General features: G+C 73.7%; 13 protein-coding genes. 6 read left to right on the top strand and 7 right to left on the bottom strand.

Annotated features, from left to right (window positions below):
• Positions 1–7: 7 nt before the first annotated feature.
• Positions 8–991 carry a methionine--tRNA ligase gene (locus tag AMIR_RS24680; protein ID WP_015803682.1) on the bottom strand — a complete coding sequence of 328 codons (984 nt, stop codon included), beginning with the start codon at positions 989–991 and terminating at the stop codon, positions 8–10.
• Between the two features lie 365 nt (positions 992–1356).
• On the opposite strand from AMIR_RS24680, the gene AMIR_RS24675 reads away from it, so the two are divergent.
• Positions 1357–1584 (top strand): hypothetical protein, encoded by a 228-nt coding sequence (locus AMIR_RS24675; protein WP_041837000.1) that lies wholly within the window; start codon positions 1357–1359, stop codon positions 1582–1584.
• A gap of 237 nt (positions 1585–1821) precedes the next feature.
• On the top strand, positions 1822–3345 hold the full coding sequence (locus AMIR_RS24670) for a non-reducing end alpha-L-arabinofuranosidase family hydrolase (protein ID WP_015803679.1): 1524 nt from the start codon (positions 1822–1824) through the stop codon (positions 3343–3345).
• 75 nt (positions 3346–3420) lie between these two features.
• On the opposite strand, the gene pip is transcribed toward AMIR_RS24670, so the two are convergent.
• Complete coding sequence (gene pip / locus AMIR_RS24665) at positions 3421–4347, bottom strand: prolyl aminopeptidase (RefSeq protein WP_015803678.1); 927 nt, start codon at positions 4345–4347, stop codon at positions 3421–3423.
• Positions 4348–4626: 279 nt separating this feature from the next.
• Here pip and AMIR_RS42280 point away from each other — a divergent pair, with 279 nt between their 5' ends.
• From AMIR_RS42280 to AMIR_RS24640, 4 genes are all read left to right on the top strand, one after another.
• Positions 4627–6948 (top strand): pectinesterase family protein, encoded by a 2322-nt coding sequence (locus AMIR_RS42280; RefSeq protein WP_085945042.1) that lies wholly within the window; start codon positions 4627–4629, stop codon positions 6946–6948.
• A 239-nt stretch (positions 6949–7187) separates the two neighbouring features.
• Positions 7188–9821 (top strand): glycoside hydrolase family 3 protein, encoded by a 2634-nt coding sequence (locus AMIR_RS24650; protein WP_015803676.1) that lies wholly within the window; start codon positions 7188–7190, stop codon positions 9819–9821.
• A 150-nt stretch (positions 9822–9971) separates the two neighbouring features.
• The gene (locus AMIR_RS24645; RefSeq protein ID WP_015803675.1) at positions 9972–10562 is read left to right on the top strand and encodes a TetR/AcrR family transcriptional regulator; all 591 of its coding nucleotides are present in this window, start codon (positions 9972–9974) and stop codon (positions 10560–10562) included.
• Positions 10559–11347, top strand: a complete 789-nt coding sequence (locus tag AMIR_RS24640; protein ID WP_015803674.1) for a thioesterase family protein — start codon at positions 10559–10561, stop codon at positions 11345–11347. Before AMIR_RS24645 ends, AMIR_RS24640 begins: the two co-directional genes overlap by 4 nt.
• Before the next feature lie 28 nt (positions 11348–11375).
• Here the strand turns inward: AMIR_RS24640 and AMIR_RS24635 are convergent, their stop codons facing one another.
• From AMIR_RS24635 to AMIR_RS24615, 5 genes are read right to left on the bottom strand one after another with little or no spacing between them, the layout of a single operon-like run.
• Positions 11376–12530, bottom strand: a complete 1155-nt coding sequence (locus AMIR_RS24635) for an acyltransferase family protein (RefSeq protein WP_015803673.1) — start codon at positions 12528–12530, stop codon at positions 11376–11378.
• Positions 12527–14017: a glycosyltransferase family 39 protein gene (locus tag AMIR_RS24630; RefSeq protein ID WP_015803672.1), complete on the bottom strand. Its 1491-nt coding sequence runs from the start codon at positions 14015–14017 to the stop codon at positions 12527–12529. Before AMIR_RS24630 ends, AMIR_RS24635 begins: the two co-directional genes overlap by 4 nt.
• Positions 14014–16539: a glycosyltransferase gene (locus AMIR_RS41280; protein ID WP_222840695.1), complete on the bottom strand. Its 2526-nt coding sequence runs from the start codon at positions 16537–16539 to the stop codon at positions 14014–14016. Before AMIR_RS41280 ends, AMIR_RS24630 begins: the two co-directional genes overlap by 4 nt.
• Positions 16536–18092 carry a glycosyltransferase family 4 protein gene (locus AMIR_RS24620; RefSeq protein ID WP_015803670.1) on the bottom strand — a complete coding sequence of 519 codons (1557 nt, stop codon included), beginning with the start codon at positions 18090–18092 and terminating at the stop codon, positions 16536–16538. The genes AMIR_RS41280 and AMIR_RS24620 overlap by 4 nt, the downstream gene beginning before the upstream one ends.
• On the bottom strand, positions 18089–18826 hold the full coding sequence (locus tag AMIR_RS24615; RefSeq protein WP_015803669.1) for a glycosyltransferase: 738 nt from the start codon (positions 18824–18826) through the stop codon (positions 18089–18091). Before AMIR_RS24615 ends, AMIR_RS24620 begins: the two co-directional genes overlap by 4 nt.
• Positions 18827–19064: the final 238 nt, after the last annotated feature.

Below are 19064 nucleotides of genomic sequence, written 5' to 3'. Positions count from 1 at the left end.
GGGGGCCCTACAACTTGGGGAACACCCCGCGCGGCTGCGGCAGCACGTCCGCCAGCGACACGCACTGCTCCGCCACCCGCGCCGCCAACCCCGGCGCGAACGGCGTCAGCTCCACCGCCAGCACCCGGCACGCCGCCAGCAGCACCGCCAGCACCGAGTCCACCCTCGGGTCCGCGCTCCGCGACAGCTCCCACGGCCTGCTGACCTCCAGGTACCGGTTGGCCATCTGGACCACCCGCCACACCTCGCCCGCCGCCGCGCCGAAGTCGAACCGCGCCAACGCGCCCCGCACGCCCTCCCGCGCCCCGGCGCACACGGCGACCAGCTCCTCCGAGCCCCTGGGCGGCCCCGCGTCCGGCGGCGTCCCGCCCCGGTACCGGTGCACCATCACCACCACCCGGTCGACCAGCCCGCCCAGCTCGCGCCCCAGCTCCCGCCGGGCCACCGCCTCGTCCACCCCGCGCACCAGCGACCACCGCAGCACGTCCACCCCGTGCCCCCGCTCCCGCGCGCCCGGCAGCTCGGCGGGCGCCTCCCGGACCTGGGACACCGCCGCCGCCACGGGCTCCTCCCACGTCGCGGGCGCCACCACGGTCGTGCACCCCGGAGCCCCCGCCGCCGCCAGCACCGCGCGCCACAGCTCAGCCCGCGCGCCCGTCTCCACCACCCGCACCCGCTGGTCGGCCTCCACCCACCACCGGCGGTAGTTCGACGCGTCCGACCCGAACCCCAGCGAGGTCACCGGCGCGCCCAGCTCGTCGTCGACCTCCAGGCCGGGGCACCGCGCCCGCAGCGCCGCCAGCCCGGCGACGTGCCGCGCCGAGGTCGGGTCGAACAGCTCCGTGGACACCAGCCCCAGCTCGGTCCGCGCCACCCCCGCGCCCGCCAGGAACCGCACCCGGTCCCCGACCATCCTCCGGTGCCTGGCCAGCACGTCCGCCAGCAGCGCCCCCGAGGCCGAACCCGTCGCCACCACGTAGAACCGGGCCATGGCCGGACGCTAGCAGCGCGCGCCCGCCCGGTTCGAGGTCTTTTCACCGGTTCCGAAGTCCCCGAGGGCAGGGGCGTGCGGAGAATTCCCACCGGAAGCGCAACAGTCACCGAGCGCCTCGACCCGCTCCCCGGATCAGTACCCTGGACGCGCTGGGCGCCCGACCGCCGACCCGGCCGACGGCCGCGCCGCGCGTCCGGTCGCACGCCCTCGGCCCCGCGCTCGAACCCGCGCTCACCGTGAAGGAGAACTGACGTGCGTGACGAGTCGACGCTGCGGACCGCGCTGGCCGAGCACTCCGAGAACCGGGTGGGGGAGCGGGAGGTCCTGCTCGCGCTCCAGCGCGAGGGGGTCCGGCGGTCGCCGTGGGGGTGAAGCGGTTCGGCGTGCTGACGGGCGTTGCCGCCGCGGCGGCGGTCGTGGCGCTGGTCGTGCCCGGCGCCGAGCCGCCCGCGTACGCGGTGGTCACGAACGAGGCCAGGGACTGCCTGCTGGACCCGCGCGTCGACCCGCGCCGGCAACCCCGCCGCAGCGCGGAGCGAGCCCGCCCGCCGATCCCGGACCGGCGGGCGGGCGCATTCCCGGACTGCTAAAAGAATTGCCCGCCTTTAGCATCCGAGCCCATTCCGGGAATCTTCGGAGCGCCCGTGCGAAACATTGTCGATGCGCCTTGACCGGCCACTTCCCGTCCCGCACAGTTCTGGGCGAAAAGACCGGCGGCGCTCGCGGCAGCGGCGGTCCACTCCCACACCCGGTCCGGAAACGGGCCGCCGCGAGCCCCAGTCACCGCCCGAGCGCCGCCCCTCACCTCGACGAAGAGGAGCACGGCCATGCCCGGACCAGGACAGCGCCCGCCCACCACCGCCCCGCGAGCGCCCGCGCGCCGCCTGGCCGGTGTCCTCGCCGCCGTCGCCGCGCTGCTCGGCGGCGTGCTGGTCGCGCTCGGCGCGCCACCCGCGTCGGCGGCGACCGTCGACACGAGCGCGTGGTACGTGCTGGTCAACCGCAACAGCGGCAAGGCGCTCGACGTCTACAACCTGCTCACCGACGACGGCGCCCGCATCACCCAGTGGGCCCGCAACGACGGCGACCAGCAGCAGTGGCAGTTCGTCGACTCGGGCGGCGGCGACTACCGGCTCAGGTCCCGGCTGTCCGGCAAGGTCCTGGACGTCCACAACTTCTCCACCGCCGACGGCGGCGCGATCGTCCAGTGGACCGACAACAACACCACCAACCAGCAGTTCCGCCTGCTCGACTCGGACAGCGGCTACGTGCGCCTGGTCAACCGCAACAGCGGCAAGGCGGTCGAGGTGCAGGGCGCGTCCACCGCCGACGGCGGCAACGTCGTGCAGTACTCGGACTGGAACGGCGCCAACCAGCAGTGGCAGCTCGTCAGGGTCGGCGGTGGCAGCGGTCCGACGACCACCACCACCCAGCCCGGCGGCACCTGCTCGCTGCCGTCGAGCTACCGCTGGTCCTCCACCGGCTCGCTGGCGAACCCCAAGTCGGGCTGGTTGGCGCTCAAGGACTTCACCTCCGTCGTGCACAACGGCAAGCACCTCGTCTACGGCACGATGGTCACCTCGTCCGCGACGTACGGCTCGATGAACTTCGGGTCCGTCACGAACTGGTCCGACCTGGCCTCGGCCCCGCAGAACGCGATGAGCAGCGGGACCGTCGCGCCGACGCTGCTCTACTTCGCCCCCAAGAACATCTGGGTGCTGGCCTACCAGTGGGGCCCGACCGCGTTCAGCTACCGGACGTCGAGCGACCCCACCAACGCCAACGGCTGGTCCTCGCCGCAGCCCCTGTTCACCGGCAGCATCCCGAACTCCGGCACCGGTCCGATCGACCAGACGCTGATCGCCGACGGCACGAACATGTACCTGTTCTTCGCCGGTGACAACGGGAAGATCTACCGGAGCACCATGCCGCTCGGGAACTTCCCCGGCAACTTCGGCTCGTCCTGGACCCAGATCATGAGCGACACCAAGGAGAACCTCTTCGAGGGCGTCGAGGTGTACAAGGTCCAGGGGCAGAACCAGTACCTCATGATCGTGGAGGCGATGGGCGCGAACGGCCGCTACTTCCGGTCGTTCACCTCCAGCAGCCTCGGCGGCTCCTGGACCCCGCAGGCCGCGACCGAGAGCAACCCCTTCGCGGGCAAGGCGAACAGCGGGGCGGGCTGGACCAATGACATCAGCCACGGCGACCTGGTGCGCCAGAACCCCGACCAGACCAAGACCATCGACCCGTGCAACCTGCAGCTGCTCTACCAGGGCAAGGACCCCGGCGCGACCGGCCCGTACGACCGCCTGCCGTGGCGGCCGGGCGTGCTGACCCTGCGCCGCTGACCTCACGCCGCTGACCCCGACCCCGATTCGCTGACCGGACCGGCGCTCCCCGCGCGAGGGGGCGCCGGTCCCGCGTCACCGGAAGCTGTCCGCCGCCGCCTTCCACGCCTCGCTCAGCGCCGCCGACCCGCCGTGCGCGGTCTCCCGCACCACCACCAGCTCGCCGGCCGTCCAGGCCCGGTCCAGCAGCCACGGCGTCCCGACCAGGTTGATCAGGTCAAGCTCGCCCTGCACCACGATCCCCGGCACCCCGGCCAGCCGGTCGCAGCCGTCCAGGACCTCGTTCTCCCGCAACCAGCTCCCGTGCGCCCAGTAGTGCGCCACCAGCCGCGCGAACGCCAGCCGGTCCCGCCCCACCACGTCCTCCAACGACCCCGGCGTCTGCGGCAGCATCGCCTCCTCCCACGCGCACCAGGCGTCCGCCGCCGCGAGGTGCACCAGTGGGTCCGGGTCGACCAGCCGCTCCAGGTAGGCCGCCGAGAGGTCGCCGTCGGGCGCGCCGACGAAGTCGCTGAACTCCTGCCACGCCCGCGGGAACACCTCCCCGAGCCCACGCGTCAGCAGGTCCGTCTCCGCCCGCCGCCCGGTCGCCACGCCCGCGAGCACCAGCCCGGTCACCCGCTCCGGGTACCGCTGCGCGTAGACCAGCCCGAGCACCGCGCCCCAGGACCCCCCGAGCACCAGCCAGCGCTCGACGTCCAGGGACGCGCGCAGCAGTTCCAGGTCCGCCACCAGGTGGTCCGTGGTGTTGGTGGACAGGTCGACCTCCGGCTCGCCCGCGTGCGGCGTCGAGCGCCCGCAGCCGCGCTGGTCGAAGAGCACCACCCGGTACACCGCCGGGTCGAGCAGCCTGGTGGCCCTGGCGCGGCTGCCCGACCCCGGCCCGCCGTGCAGGACCACCACCGGTTTCCCGGTCGGGTTCCCGTGGATCTGCCAGTGCAGCTCGTGGCCGTCGCCGACCGCCAGCCGCCCGCTCGTGTGTGGTTCGGTCACCGGGTGCACGGGGGTCAGGCTAGTAGTCGGAACGGGGTCGCGGAGGCCGCAGGAAAGCGGTTGCCCGGACCTTCTCCGTCACCCACCGCTTTGTGGTGGTCCCGCATCGCGTCTCACCTCGTCGGAATGTGGAATATCCGTACGCTCCGTGCCCGAACACCTGTCGAACGAATGCCGTCGAAGCGTTCGAAAGCTCGGATGTCTGTCTTTCGGAGCCCCGGACGCGTGGCTACAGTCGCATTCCGGGAGCGCTCCCAGGCCAGACCAATCCTCAACGAGGAGGAGAAAGTGGCGCTCATTCCCAGAGCGGTTCTCGCGGTGGTGGCCCTGGCCGCCGGGCTGACCGCCCCGGCGGTGCTCACCGCCCCCGAGGCCGACGCCGCGACCCCGGCGTCCGGCACCACCTACACCCTCGCCGTGACCAGGAGCGGCATGTGCCTGGACGTCGTCGGCGGGTCCACGGCCGACGGCGCGCTCCTGCAGCAGTGGGGCTGCACCTCCGACCGCTGGCAGCAGTTCACCTGGTCCTCGTCCGGCACGCTGGTCAACGCCAACAGCGGCAAGTGCGTCGAGCCGGTCAACGGCAACACCGCCTCGGGCGCCGCGCTCCAGCAGCGCGCCTGCGTGTCGGCCGCGAACCAGCAGTGGCACGTCACCGCATCCGGGAGCGGCACCTACCAGGTGGTCAACGCCGCCAACGGCAAGTGCCTGACCACCAAGGGCGGCTCGACGACGGCCGGCGCGGCGGTGATCCAGGAGACCTGCTCGGAGAACTCGAACAAGCAGTGGTTGTTCACCCCTGCCGCGTCGGCGGAGAAGCCGACGGTGGCGGCTGATGGGACGGGGACGTATCGGAAGGTGCAGGACGCGGTGAACGCGGCGCCGTCGAACAGCTCGGCGCGGACGGTGATCACGGTGAAGGCGGGGACCTATCGCGAGGTGGTGACGGTTCCGGCGGACAAGCCGAACATCACGTTGCGGGGGTTGGGGTCGGGTCCGTCGGGCACGGTGATCGTGTACAACAACAGCGCGTACACGCACGGGACGTCGAACAGCGCGTCGTTCTTCGCGCGGGGTGCGGGGTTCGTGGCGGAGAACCTGACGATCTCGAACGATCTGGACGAGTCGAGTGTGCCGTCGGGGGCGCAGGCGGTGGCGTTGCAGACGAACGCGGATCGGATCGTGCTGCGGAACGTGCGGTTGTTGGGTGATCAGGACACGTTCCTGGTCAACGACGCCACCCGCGCGTACGTGGTGGACTCGTATGTCGAGGGGACGGTGGACTTCGTCTTCGGCGGGGGGACGGTCGTGTTCCACCGGACGACGGTGCACGAGAAGCGTTCCGGTGGTGGGCCGATCACGGCGGCGAGCACGGGGGCGGGGAAGAAGTACGGGTTCCTGTTCTACCGGTCGACGGTCACGGGTGCGGCGGACGACGTGACGCAGCTGGGTCGGCCGTGGCGTCCGGACGCGCAGGTGCTGTACCGGGAGTCGACCCTGTCGGCGACGGTCAGGACGTCGGAGCCGTGGACGGACATGTCGGACAACAGCTGGAGGAACGCCCGGTTCCTGGAGTACCGGAACACGGGCAGCGGCGCGGGGTCGAACTCGAACCGGCCGCAGCTGTCCGACTCGCAGGCCGCTGAGTACACGCCGCAGAAGTACCTGGCCGGTAGCGACGGCTGGAACCCGCTGGTGGCGGCCACCGCCGACCCCTCGGCGGCGCGCGACTGGTCGAGCGCGGCCGACGGCTTCGCCAGGGGCGCCACCGGCGGTGCGGGCGGCCCCTCGGTCACCGTCACGACCTTCGCCGACCTGGTGAAGTACGCGGGCGCGAGCACGCCCTACACGATCAAGGTCTCCGGCCGGATCACGGTGACGCCGTACGGGAAGGAGATCCCGGTGACGTCGAACAAGACCATCGTCGGGGTCGGCACGTCCGGGCAGATCGTGAACGGCGGGTTCACCCTCAACGGCGTGTCGAACGTGATCATCCGGAACCTCACCATCCGCGACACCCGCGTCGCCTCGGACGACCCGGACGACAAGGACTTCGACTACGACGGCATCCAGATCGACAGCTCCACCAAGGTCTGGATCGACCACAACACCATCACGCGGATGAACGACGGCCTGATCGACAGCCGCAAGGACACCACCGACCTGACCGTGTCCTGGAACGTGCTGGCGGACAACAACAAGTCCTTCGGCATCGGCTGGACCGACAACGTCACCGCCCGCATCACGATCCACCACAACTGGATCCGCGACACCGACCAGCGCAACCCCAGCACCGACAACGTCGCCTACGCGCACCTGTACAACAACTACCTGCAGAACGTGAAGTCCTACGGCAACTACGCGCGCGGCGCCACGAAGATGGTCCTGGAGAACTCGTACTTCGACAAGGTCAAGGACCCCTACTACAAGGACGACACCGCCCAGCTCAAGCAGAGCGGCAACGTGGTCGTCAACTCCAGCGGCAAGCAGCAGAGCGGCGGAGCGGCCTTCGACCCGAAGACGTTCTACACCTACACCCTGGACCCGGCCGCCGACGTCCCGAACCTCGTCCGGACCTACGCGGGTCCGCAGTCGAACATCGGCGTCTGACCGGCCTGGCGGCGGCCCCGCCCCCGACGGCGGGGGACGGGGCCGCTCGTGCCGACATGTCCGCTTCCCGGCCGGAATCGCGCACCACCGCGACGACGCCGACGCGTTGCGCCAACCGGGTGACAAACCCGCGCAACCGCCATGAGAGCGCTCCCATCTCCCCTTGACGGGTGGTCCAGGCCACTTCAGGATGCGTCGCAGGCAACGCCGCCGCCCAGCCGAGGAGACGGACCAACGCGATGTCCCGCAGACACCTGAGCACGGCACTGGTCGCACTACTCACAGCGGGCCTGTTCACGGCCGCCGCCGCACCGGCGTCCGCGCACGGGGGAGGCCCCAAGCAGCCGGTCATCGGCGAACCGCGCACCGAGCACGGCTGCGCCCGGATCGAGAAGTCGCTGCCCACCCTGGCCACCTGGCCCAAGGTCACCAGCCAGGTCAAGTCCACCCCCGCCGACGAGCGCAAGGTGCGCGAGCTCGTCTCGAAGATGACGCTGGCCGAGAAGATCGGCCAGATGACGCAGCCCGAGATCGTCTCGATCACGCCCGACGAGGTGCGCCAGCACAACATCGGCTCGGTGCTCAACGGCGGCGGCTCCTGGCCCAACCGGGACAAGCACGCCTCCACCGGCGACTGGCTCGCGCTGGCCGACTCGTTCTGGCAGGCCTCCGTCAGCACCAGGCTGAAGGTGCCGGTGCTGTGGGGCATCGACGCCGTGCACGGCAACAACAACGTCTACGGCGCGACCGTCTTCCCGCACAACATCGGCCTGGGCGCCGCGCAGGACCCGTGCCTGGTGCGCGACATCGGCGCCGCGACCGCCGAGCAGATCCGCGCCACCGGCCAGGACTGGGCGTTCGCGCCGACCCTGGCCGTGCCGCGGGACGACCGCTGGGGCCGCACCTACGAGGGCTTCTCCGAGGACCCGAGGATCGTCCGCGCCTACGGCTACGAGGCCACCAAGGGCCTGCAGGACGACGCGAAGCGCCGGATCGGCGCGGACGGCGTGATCGCCACCGCCAAGCACTACATCGGCGACGGCGGCACGACCGGTGGCAAGGACCAGGGCGTCAACCCCTCGTCCGAGGCCGAGATGATCAACCTGCACGGCCAGGGCTACTACGGCGCGCTCGCCGCGGGCGCCCAGTCCGTCATGGTGTCGTTCAACAGCTGGACCAACGCGGACCTCGGCATCGACGAGGGCAAGCTGCACGGCAGCAAGCGCGCGCTGGACGACATCCTCAAGAACAAGATGGGCTTCGACGGCCTCGTCGTGACGGACTGGAACGGCATCGGGCAGGTCCCCGGCTGCACCAACTCCAGCTGCCCGCAGGCGATCAACGCGGGCGTCGACGTGGTCATGGTGCCCGCCGACTGGAAGGCGTTCATCGCCAACACCACCGCGCAGGTCGAGTCCGGCGAGATCCCGCAGGCGCGCATCGACGACGCGGTGACCCGCATCCTGCGCGTCAAGCTGCGCTCGGGCCTGTTCGACGCGCCGAAGCCGTCCCAGCGCGAGCACGCGGGCGACAAGGCGTTGCAGCACAAGAACCTCGCCCGCGAGGCGGTGCGCAAGTCGCAGGTGCTGCTGAAGAACAACGGCAACGTGCTGCCGCTCAGCCCGCGCGCCAAGGTCCTGGTGGTCGGCAAGAGCGCCGACTCGATGCAGAACCAGACCGGCGGGTGGACGCTCACCTGGCAGGGCACCAGCAACACGAACGCCGACTTCCCCAACGGCACCACCATCCTGGGCGGCCTCAAGCAGGCGCTCGGCGAGAAGAACGTGGTGTTCAGCGAGACCGGCGACGTCGACCCCAAGGGCTTCGACGCGGTGATCGCGGTCATCGGCGAGACCCCGTACGCCGAGGGCAACGGCGACCTGGGCAGGCGCTCGCTGGAGGCGGCGAAGCTCTACCCGAACGACCTGGCCGTGCTGGACAAGGTCAGCGGCAAGGGCGCGCCGGTCGTCACGGTCTACGTGTCCGGCAGGCCGCTGCACGTGAACAAGGAGCTGAACCGCTCGGACGCGTTCGTCGCGGCCTGGCTGCCCGGCACCGAGGGCGGCGGCGTCGCCGACCAGCTGGTGCGCGGCTGGCACACGTTCCCCGGCTTCACCGGGACGCTCTCCTACTCCTGGCCCAAGGGCGCGTGCCAGACGCCGCTCAACCCCGGCCAGGAGGGCTACGACCCGCTGTTCAAGCCCGGCTACGGGCTGAGGACGTGGGAGCGCGGCAAGGTCGGCCGCCTGGACGAGACCTCGCCCGAGACCGGGTGCTCCGGCGGCGGCGGTGGCGGCAACGCGACCGAGGACCTGGACGTCTTCGTGCGGCAGGACGTCGCGCCGTACAAGAGCTTCATCGGCTCGGCGGAGAACTGGGGCGGCACGGAGATCGGTCCGGACGCCACGGCCGCGCACGCGGAGATCTCGGTCGTCCCGTCCGACGTCAACGTGCAGGCGGACGCGCTGCGCGCGAAGTGGACCGGCGTCGGCCCGGCGCAGGTGTACCTCCAGCAGCAGGGCGGGGTGAGCGACCTGCGCGGCTACCGGAACACCAACGGGGCGCTCGTGTTCGACGTGATCGTGCACCAGAAGCCCGCGGCGCGGACGGTGCTGAGCGCGCACTGCACGTACCCGTGCCTCGGCGAGGTGAACGCGACCGGGGTGTTCACCTCGTTGACGGTGGGGGAGAAGGCCACGGTGAAGGTGCCGGTGACCTGCTTCGAGGCCACGGGCCTCGACCTGGAGGGCGTGAACACGCCGTTCCTGGTCTACACCGACGGGCAGTTCGAGGCGTCGTTCGCGAACGTGCGGTGGGTGCCGCAGGCGGGCGCCGACCCGGACGCGAAGACCTGCGCGGAGCTGAGCGGCTGACGCGCGGCTGACGGTCTGACGGTCTGACGGGAAGCGGGTCCTGCTCCGGCGGGGCCCGCTTCTCGCTGCTCAGACCCCCTTGCCGGCCGCGCGCCGGTGATAGATGATGCACGTCATCTATCCGGTTACCGGCCAGTAGGGGAGGTGGGTGTGCCCAGGGCCAGCCAGGCGCGGGCCGCCGAGCACCGGGCCCAGGTGCTCGACGCGGCCAGCCGCGCCATCCGCGAGCACGGCGTCGACCGCTTGCGCGTCCAGCAGGTCATGGCCGACGTCGGCCTCACCCACGGTGGCTTCTACCGGCACTTCGGCTCCAAGGACGACCTCGTCGCCCTGGCCTTCGCCTCCGCGTTCGAGGAGCGCGCCCAGGCCGTCCGCAGGCTGGTCCGGCGCGCCGAGGAGTCCGGTGAGCCCCCGCGCGCCGCCTTCCTCGCCTCCTACCTCTCCACGCGCCACCGCGACGCCCCCGACCGGGGCTGCCCCATCACCGCGCTCGCCTCCGACAGCGCCCGCTCGGCTCCCGGATCGCCGCTGCCCGAGGCGTTCGCCGACGGGCTGCGCCGCACCGCGGACCTGATCGGCGCGCTCGACGGCGCAGGCCGCGAGCGCGCCCTGGTGGACATCTGCACCGCCGTCGGCGCCCTCACCCTCGCCCGCGCCTGCGGTGACGACCCGCTCGCGGACGAGCTCCTGGCGACCGCGCTCGCCCACCTGACCGCCCCGACCGGAGGAACCCCAGCGTGAGAAGCGAATTCGACCGGGCCACCGCGCTCACCGCCGCCGGGGACGGGACCCGCACCGCCGACCTCGATCCACTGTGGACGGTCGGCGGGCGCCCGCACGGCGGGTACCTGCTCGCGCTGCTCGCCCGCGCCGCGTCCTCCCCGACCCACCCCCACCTGCTCGCCATCAGCGCCTCCTTCTCGAAGTCGCCCCGGCTCGCCCCCGTCCAGGTCGAGGTGGAGGAGATCCGCGCGGGCAGGTCGCTCAGCCAGTTCCGCACCCGCCTCACCCAGGACGGGACCAGCTGCGCCGACGCCCTCGTCACCCTCGGGCGCCTGGAGGACGCCGAACCCTGGTGGACCTCGGTGGAACAGGGAGGACCGGCCGAGGAGGACTGCCTGCTGATGCCCGCCCAGGGGCCCGGCGGCTTCCCCATCGACCTGCTCAAGGTCGTCGAGCAGCGCATCGAACCGGCCGCCGCCGGGTTCATGCGCGGCGAACCGGCCCGCCGGGGCGAGATCACCACCTGGCACCGGCTGGCCGACGGCGCGGACTGGGACCCGCTGAGCCTGCTCGTCCCGCTCGACCCGGTGCCGCCGATCTCCTACGACCTCGGCCTGACCGGCTGGGCCCCGACGATCCAGATGTCCGCGCACGTCCGCCGCCTCCCCGCGCCGGGGCCGGTCCGCATCCGCATGGTGGCGGGCGACGTCGGCGGTCAGCGCATGGACGAGACCGCGCAGGCCTTCGACAGCCGGGGCCGCCTGGTCGCGCACGCCACCCAGATCGCGGGCGTGCGGCACTGACGGGGACCGGGCCCGACGACGCGCCCGGTCACCGCCCCCACCACGCCCGCAGCGCCCGCTGGCACGGCGCCTCGACCGCGTGGTGGCACACCACCGCGACCACCAGCACCACCGCCACCACGAGCACCACCCCGAGAACCCCGCCCACGAACGGCGACAGCGCCAGCAGGCACGGCACCTGCACCACGAACACCGCGAAGCTGTACCGGCCCAGCCGCAGCGCCACCGGCCCCCGGAACACCCGTCGCACCGCCGCGCGCTCCTGCGCGACCCCGAGCACGGCGGGCCCGACCAGCACCAGCGCCCACAGCGGCGGCGCGCCCACCAGCGCCAGCGCCGGGACCAGCGCCACCACCCCCGCCACCAGCGGCAAGGCCCAGCGCCCCAGCACCTCCGGCACGCGACCGCCTGCCAGGTGCGCCCGGCTCAGCAGCGCCCCCGCCGTGAAGTCCCCGACCGCCCGCCACAGCGGCGCCAGGTACGTCAGGTGCGCGTCGTCCGCGCCGAGCACCCGGTACGCGCCGAACACGACCCCCAGCGCCACGAAGTGCCAGCACCACGCCGCCCGCGCCCCGGACACCCGCCCCGCCAGCGCCCAGATCACCGGGAAGACCAGGTAGCAGGCCAGTTCCGCGCTGAGCGACCAGGTCGGCCCGTTCCAGGACAGCGAGTCCGCGAACCCCCACCCGTGCAGCAGGAGCGCCTGCGCCGCGAACGACCCCCACGTCCCACCCCGCTCGAACCCCAGCCCGAGCACGTCCGACAGCACCGCGCCCACCGCCAGCCCGGCCAGCACCACCGCGTGCAGCGGCCACAACCGGGCCAGCCGCATCCACAGGAACCGCCCGTGCCCACCCCCGCCGGACGCCGCCCGCCCCAGCGCGATCCCGAACCCGCTGAGCAGGAAGAACACGTCCACCGCGAGGTAGTTGACCCGGTCCACCGCCTGCCACGCGCCCGCCGTCGCCGGGACCATCACCGCCGCGAACGGCGCGAGGTGCCCGGCCAGCACCCCCGCCGCGGGCAGCACCCGGAAGCCGATCAGCGACCGGATCCCCCTGCCGGACAACCGGACCGCGTCCCCGCCGGTGACGGGGCCGACGCCGCCGCGCGCCGCGCCGGACCCCGCCGCCAAGCCGGTCCGCCCCCGCCCCGCGCCCGCACCGACCCCGTCCGCCGTCACCGCCGACCGCCGCCCAGCTCGTACAGTCGCAGCTCGCCCAGGGTGCGCCCGCGCTCGACGTGCACCAGCCGCGCGCCGCGCGCCAGTTCGTCCACTTCGGACTGCGGCATCGACCCGAGCCCGCGCTCGGCCAGCGCCGTGGACACCAGCGCGTACCCGCCCCACTCGAACGCGGCCCGCGCCGTCCGCACCTCCTTGATCCGGAACCCGGTCAGCACGAACTTCCCGGTGTGCTCGCCCACCGCCAGCCGCGAGTCCGCGGGCAGCTCGCGGTCGGCCCACGCCTGGAACCGCGCGTACCCGTCGTCGCGGGTCGTGTGCACCACCGACCAGGCCGCCGCCGACCACACCAGCAGCACCGCAGCCACCCCGGCCGCCACCAGCCGCACCCGCCCGGCGTCGGCCAGCCACCCGGCCAGCACCACCGCCGTCGCCGCCGTCGCGGGCACCGCCACGAGGTAGAACGTCTGCTCCTCCAGGGTCCCGAACAGCACCGTGTACGCCATCGGCGGGCACACCGCGACCTGCCAGTGCAGCACCACCGCCAGCGGCCCGCCGGTCAGCTCCCGCCACCGCCGCGCCAGCAGCGCGCAGGCCGCCACCACGCCGAACCCGATCACCAGGTAGGCCGGGGCGAACAGCGCGGAGTTGGCGATCAACCGCTCGCCCAGCGAGGACCGGCCCGGCGCGTTGTACCCGGTCGACTGCACGACCCCCACCGCCCGCAGCACCCCGGACGACTTCTCGCCCCACCAGCCGGACAGGTGCCCGGTCGCCGTGATCCCGGCCACGTACACCGCGTACACCGCCGCCTGCCCGCCCAGCGCGAGCAGCGCCGACCGCCGAGGAACGGGCCTGCGCAGCACCAGGAGCAGCAGCAGCGGCACGGTCGTCACCAGCGCCGAGGTCTCCTTGCTCACCAGCGCCAGCCCGAACGCCGCGCCCGCCGCGAGCGCCCACGCCCCGCGCGCGCCCGCCACCGCGAGCAGCAGCACGCCGAGCAGCACCCACAGGCCCATCAGCGTCTCCAGCGTGACCCGGCTGTCGAACTTCACCAGGTACGGGTTGAGCGCGAACAGCGCCCCCGCCAGCACCCCGGCCGCCCGCCCGCGCGCCCGGTCCGCCAGCAGCGCCACGACGACCGCGCTGGCCGCACCGAGCACCGCGTTGACCCACCGCAGGTCCAGCACCGCCTGGAGCAGCGGCGCCGCCGGGTCGGCGAACAGCGACAGCAGCCCGAAGAGCAGCGGCGGGTGCAGGTGGAACGGCTCGCCGAACAACCGCACCCCCCGCCCCTCGCCGATCGAGCGGGCGATGTCGGTGTACTCGCTCTCGTCGATGAACAGCTCGTGCGCCGAGGCCGCGTTGTAGAGCCGAAGCCCCAGCGCCACGACGAAGAGCCCCAGCAGCGCCACCGTCCACCCGGCGGCCCACCTCGCTGTCGGGGGCCCACCGCTCGTGGTCGTCGTGCGCGTGGTCGTCGTCATCCGGTCCTCCCTGACCCGTTCGCCACCGCGTCCAGGTAGACGCGCTCCTGCTCGACGGCCAAGCCGTCCCACCGGTACCGGCCCGCGAAGCGCTTGCGCGCCTCGTCACCGCCGTCGCACCTGCCGTCCACCCGAGCGAGCACGTCCGCGTAGGCCGCCACGTCGAACGACGGCGCCAGCTCACCCGCCTGCTCGGGCACGATCTCCCGCAGGCACGGGATGTCGAACGCCGCCACGGGAGTCCCGGTCGCCAGCGCCTCCAGCGCGACGATCCCGAACGTCTCGTACCGCGACGGCACGGCCACCACCCGCGCGCCCGCCATCAGCCGGAACTTCTCCTCGCCCGACACCCAGCCCACGAACCGGACCCGGTCCGCCAGGCCCAGCTCGGCGACCAGCGCCCGCACCCGCGCCTCGTCGGGACCGCTCCCGGCCAGCACCAGCGAGCCCGGAACCCGGTGGCGCGCCAGCGCCCACGACCGCAGCAGCAGGTCCAGGCCCTTCTGCGCGATCTCCAGCCGCCCCACGAACACCACGTCCGCGCTGCGCGGCGCGGTCACCTCGAACGCGCCCTGCGCGACCCCGTTCGCCACGACCCGCACCAGCACGTCGGGGTTCAGCGCCACCAGCCGCTCGGCGATGCCCCTGGACACCGCGACGAGCCTGCGGTGCGACCGCACCCCGTACCGCTCGACCCAGTGCACCGGGACCCGGTACTCGCGCGCCTTCTCCCGCGCGTTGAGCCACTGCACCACGCCGATCGTGGGCCGCCCGGTCCAGCGCGGCGCGGCCAGGCTGGACACGGGGGCGCAGAAGTCCTCCACCACCAGGTCGCAGTCCCGGCGCCGCGCCTCGCGCGGCAGCGCCATCGCGTAGCCGAGGAAGCGGCTGAGCCGGGTCCGGCCCGCGAACGGTCCGATGTGGACGTACCGCACGCCGTCCTGGGTGCGGTCGGCGCAGCCGGGGAAGCGCGTGGTCAGCACGGTCACCTCGTGCCCGCGCGCCACGAGCCGCCGGTTCACCTCGTGCGTGCGCACCGACCCGCCGCCCGCGCCCGGCGCGGCGGGGTCCTCGAAACCCAGGTGCAGCAACCGGATCCGGCCGTCCCGCGCCGGACGCGGCAGGGGCGCAGGCGCGCGGCGCAGCAGGGGGGCGGCGAGCAGCAGCGCGACCAGCGCCGCCACCGCCGACCCGGCCGCGCCGCCGACCGCGACCCCGCGCGTCCCGGCCAGGTGCCAGCCGCCCGCGAGCCCGGTCCCGACCAGGACCGCCGCGCCGGTCAGGGCGAGCGCGACCCGCGCGCGCCACCGCGCGGCCAGCAGCACCACCGCCAGCACCGACACCGCCCCGTACCCCAGGCAGGCCAGCGCGAGCCACGGCAGCAGCCCGGCCGACGCCGCGTACCGCTCGGGCAGCAGCGGCCCGGCCGGGAGCACCGCCAGCAGCAGCGCGCACGGCACGGCCAGCCGCGCGAACGACCGCAGCGCGCTCCCCGCCGCCGCCGAGTTCCCGCGCAGCGAAGGGAAGTTCACCACCACCGCCGCCGTCGCCACGAACACCGGGGCCTTGGCCAGCGCCGCCACCGCCTGGTAGCCGCCCGCGCCCGCGTCCAGCGCGGCGACCAGCACCGAGTCCGCGCACAGCAGCCCGGCCACGACGAGCTGCACGGCCGCCACCCCGCCGGTCTCCCGCCAGCGCCCGGCCTCCCGCAGCACGCCCAACCGCCGCACGCCCAGCCGCAGCCCCAGGTCCGGGCGCAGGTAGCGGGTCGAGAAGCCCACGGCCGCGAGCGCGCCCAGCGCGTACGCCACCAGCGGCCCGCCCGCGCCGATCCCGACCAGCAGCAGGCTGCACCCCAACCGCAGCGCGACCTCGGCCACCGACGCGCCCGCGTACACGTGGAACCGGCCCTCGCCCTGCAACCAGCCCCAGCCGGGCGCGGTGCAGGCGACCGCGAACGCGGCGGCCCCCACCAGCAGCGCCGTCCCCGGCGCGGCGAACGTGGTCGCCGTCACCGCCGCCACCACCGCGCCCACCACCCCGGCGAGCACCGACACCAGCACCGCGAACGCGATCCCGTCCCGCCGCAGGTCCGACCCGGCCGGGTTCTCCCGCACCGCGCGGGCCAGCGGGAGCGGCACCAGCGCGCCGATCCCGACCCCGACGGCGGTGAGCAGCGACTGCGCGGCCCCGAACGCGGTGTACTCGGCCGGGGGGAGCAGGTGCGCCATCAGCAGCGCGCACCCGTAGCTCAGCCCGCCGACCACGGCGGACGACGCGGCGAGCAGCGCCGTCGCCCCACCGGGGAACCGGGCGCGACCTGCCCGCCGCACCCGGTTCCGACGGCCTGACCGCGCCCGGTCCTCGTGCTCGCGTCCTCGCACCCGGCTGTCCGGGGAACCGCTGCCGCGCAACGGTTCCCGGTCACCGCGCCGCCCCACCTCCGGCGCGCCCTTCGGCCACACCCGCCACTCCACGCCCGGCCGCCCACCCCGCGCCGACCCGCTCACCGGACCGCTCACCGGACCGCTTCCCCGGCCCGCGCGTCGACCTCCGCGGCGCTGATCCCCTCGGTACCGATCCCCTCGGTACCGATCCCCTCGGTACCGATCCCCTCGGCGCCGACCTCCGCCGAGTCGACCGCGTCCACCACCCCGGCGCCCACCGCGCCGACCACCACCACCCCGGCGTCGACGCTCCCGCCAACCTCCACGGGTCCCGCCAGCAGGTCGTACCGCGTCGCCAGCCGGATGCGCGCCTTCCCGACCCCGAGCCGCCGCACCACCTTCGCCGCGCCGACCTCGTCGCACCCGCCCAGCAGCAACCGGGTCACCCCGTCCGCCACCACCACCTGGTCCGTCGACCGCACCAGCCCGGCGGTCGGCACCCGGCCGGGGATCTCCACCACCGCCGCGATGTCCGACCGCGCCCGCCGTGGCCGCGCCCCGGCCCGCACCGCCCCGCTCTCCTGCCGCAGCACCCCGGCCAGCAGGTCCGCGCTCCGCGCCCAGTCGAACCGCGCCGCCCAGGCCCGGCACCGCGCCGCCACCGCCGCCGCGTCCTCGGGCGTGGTCACCGCCCGCAGCGCCCGCACGACCGCCGCGCCCAGGTCCCGCTCGTCGTCGACCAGCCACCCGGTGACCCCGTCGACCACCGAGTCCCTGATCCCCGGCACCCGCCTGCCCACGCACGGCACCCCGGCCGCCGCGGCCTCCACGACCGAGCAGCCCCACCCCTCGGCCGCCGAGGCCGACACGGTCAGCCACGCCCGCCCGAGCAGCTCGTCGCGCACCGCGTCCGGCTGCCGCCCGTGGAACAGCACCGCCCGCCCCAGCGGCGCCGCCAGCTCCCGCAACCGCTCCCGCTCCGGGCCGTCGCCGACGAAGTGCACCACCAGGTCCGGGAACCGCGCCAGCACCTCGGGCAGCCGCTCCAGCAGCAGGTCGACCCGCTTGTGCGGCACCAGCCTGCCCACCACCACGATCGTCGGCGCGGCCGTCCGCCCGACCTCCGGGAACACCCGCGCGGTCCCGTTCGGCACGATGAACACCGGCGCGCGCAGCTTCAGCCGCCCCCGCATCTCCCGCCGGGTCGACGGCGACACCGCCACGTGCGCCCGCCCGCCGTACACCCGCCGCGACACCGGGCCCTCCAGCCACCGCCCCACCGCCGCCAGCGGCCGGGGGAAGCGCAGCGCGAACTGGTCCTGGTGCACGTGGTGCACCAGCTGCACCACCGGCGTCGTGCGCGGCAGGAACAGCGGCGAGAAGAACGGGATGCCGTTCTGGCAGTCCACGACGGCGTCGAACCGGTGCCCGTGCCGCGCCATCCGCAGCGCCGCCCGCCCGTACACGCCGAGCGTCCCGCCCGCCCGCAGGAATCGCATTCCGTCGATGAACTCGGACTTCGGCGCGCCTTTCTCGCGCGCCGTGAACCAGGTCACCTCCGCGCCCGCCGCGACCCACCGCCTGCCGATTTCGTGCATGTACTGCTCCGCGCCGCCGGCCAGGCCGTGCCGGACGTCCCGCCAATTCAGCACGAGCACGTGCCGGCCGAACAGCTCGACCGCGCTCATCGCGCCACCGCCGTCCGGTAGAGGCTGACCACGGACGCGAAGGAGGCGATCCCGTCGCGCACCGGGTGGAACGTGGAGCGCCGGTCGTCGGTCCAGTCCACGGGCACCTCGACGATCTCCCCGCCCGCCGCGCGCACCCGCCGCAGCAGTTCCACGTCGAACGCGAACCCGTCCACCCGGCACCGCTCCAGCGCCGCGCCCAGCGCGGTCCTGCGGAAGAACTTGAAGCCGCACTGGGTGTCGCGCACGCACGGCACCAGCGGTCTGGTGAGGGTGCGGAACACCCGCCCGCCCACCCGTCTGCCCAGCGGTTGCCTGGTCACGAACCGCGCGCCGGGCGCGTGCCTGGACGCGATGACGGCGGCGGCGCCCGCGCGCAGCTCGGCCATGGTCCTGGTCAGGGTCTCGACGGGCGTGGACAGGTCCGCGTCGAAGAACCCGGCGTAGGGCGCGGTGCAGGCGGACAGGCCACGTCGGACCGCGGCGCCCTTGCCGGGTTCGGCGCAGCCGATGACCTCGATGCCGACCCGCCCGGTCGGCACGCTCGCGGCCACGGCCGCGCTGTCGTCGGAACTGCCGTTGTCCACGACCACCAGCCGGGACGTCCACGGCTGGGTCTCCAGGAAGGCCGCGGCGCGCTTCAGTGAGCCCGCTAACCGGTCCGCCTCGTTGAAGGCGGGAACAACGATCTCAAGCTCAACCGCGTCCGCGACGCGGCTCAGGCTTGACCTCATGGTGGGCTTTCCTCCGAAGCAGTGGCTGAACTTCTCCGGGCGCGCTCGTCCGCCGCAGGAATAGGGGGTGACGTAGCCGGGAGAAAAAGTGTGCAGGGCGTCACGGGCCATCCGTCGACGCCATCACTGACGCACATCGGGGAGGCCCCGAGGGACGTTACCAAGTGTGTTTGCGAAAATCGTTCAGGCCCGGAATCTCAGGGGGCACGTCACACGAAAGAGTGGATATTCCGCAGGG

Origin of the sequence: Actinosynnema mirum DSM 43827 (assembly GCF_000023245.1) — a bacterium.
GTDB lineage: Bacteria > Actinomycetota > Actinomycetes > Mycobacteriales > Pseudonocardiaceae > Actinosynnema > Actinosynnema mirum.
The sequence above is the reverse complement of the archived record's forward strand: the minus strand, read 5'-3'. Positions and strand labels throughout refer to the sequence as shown.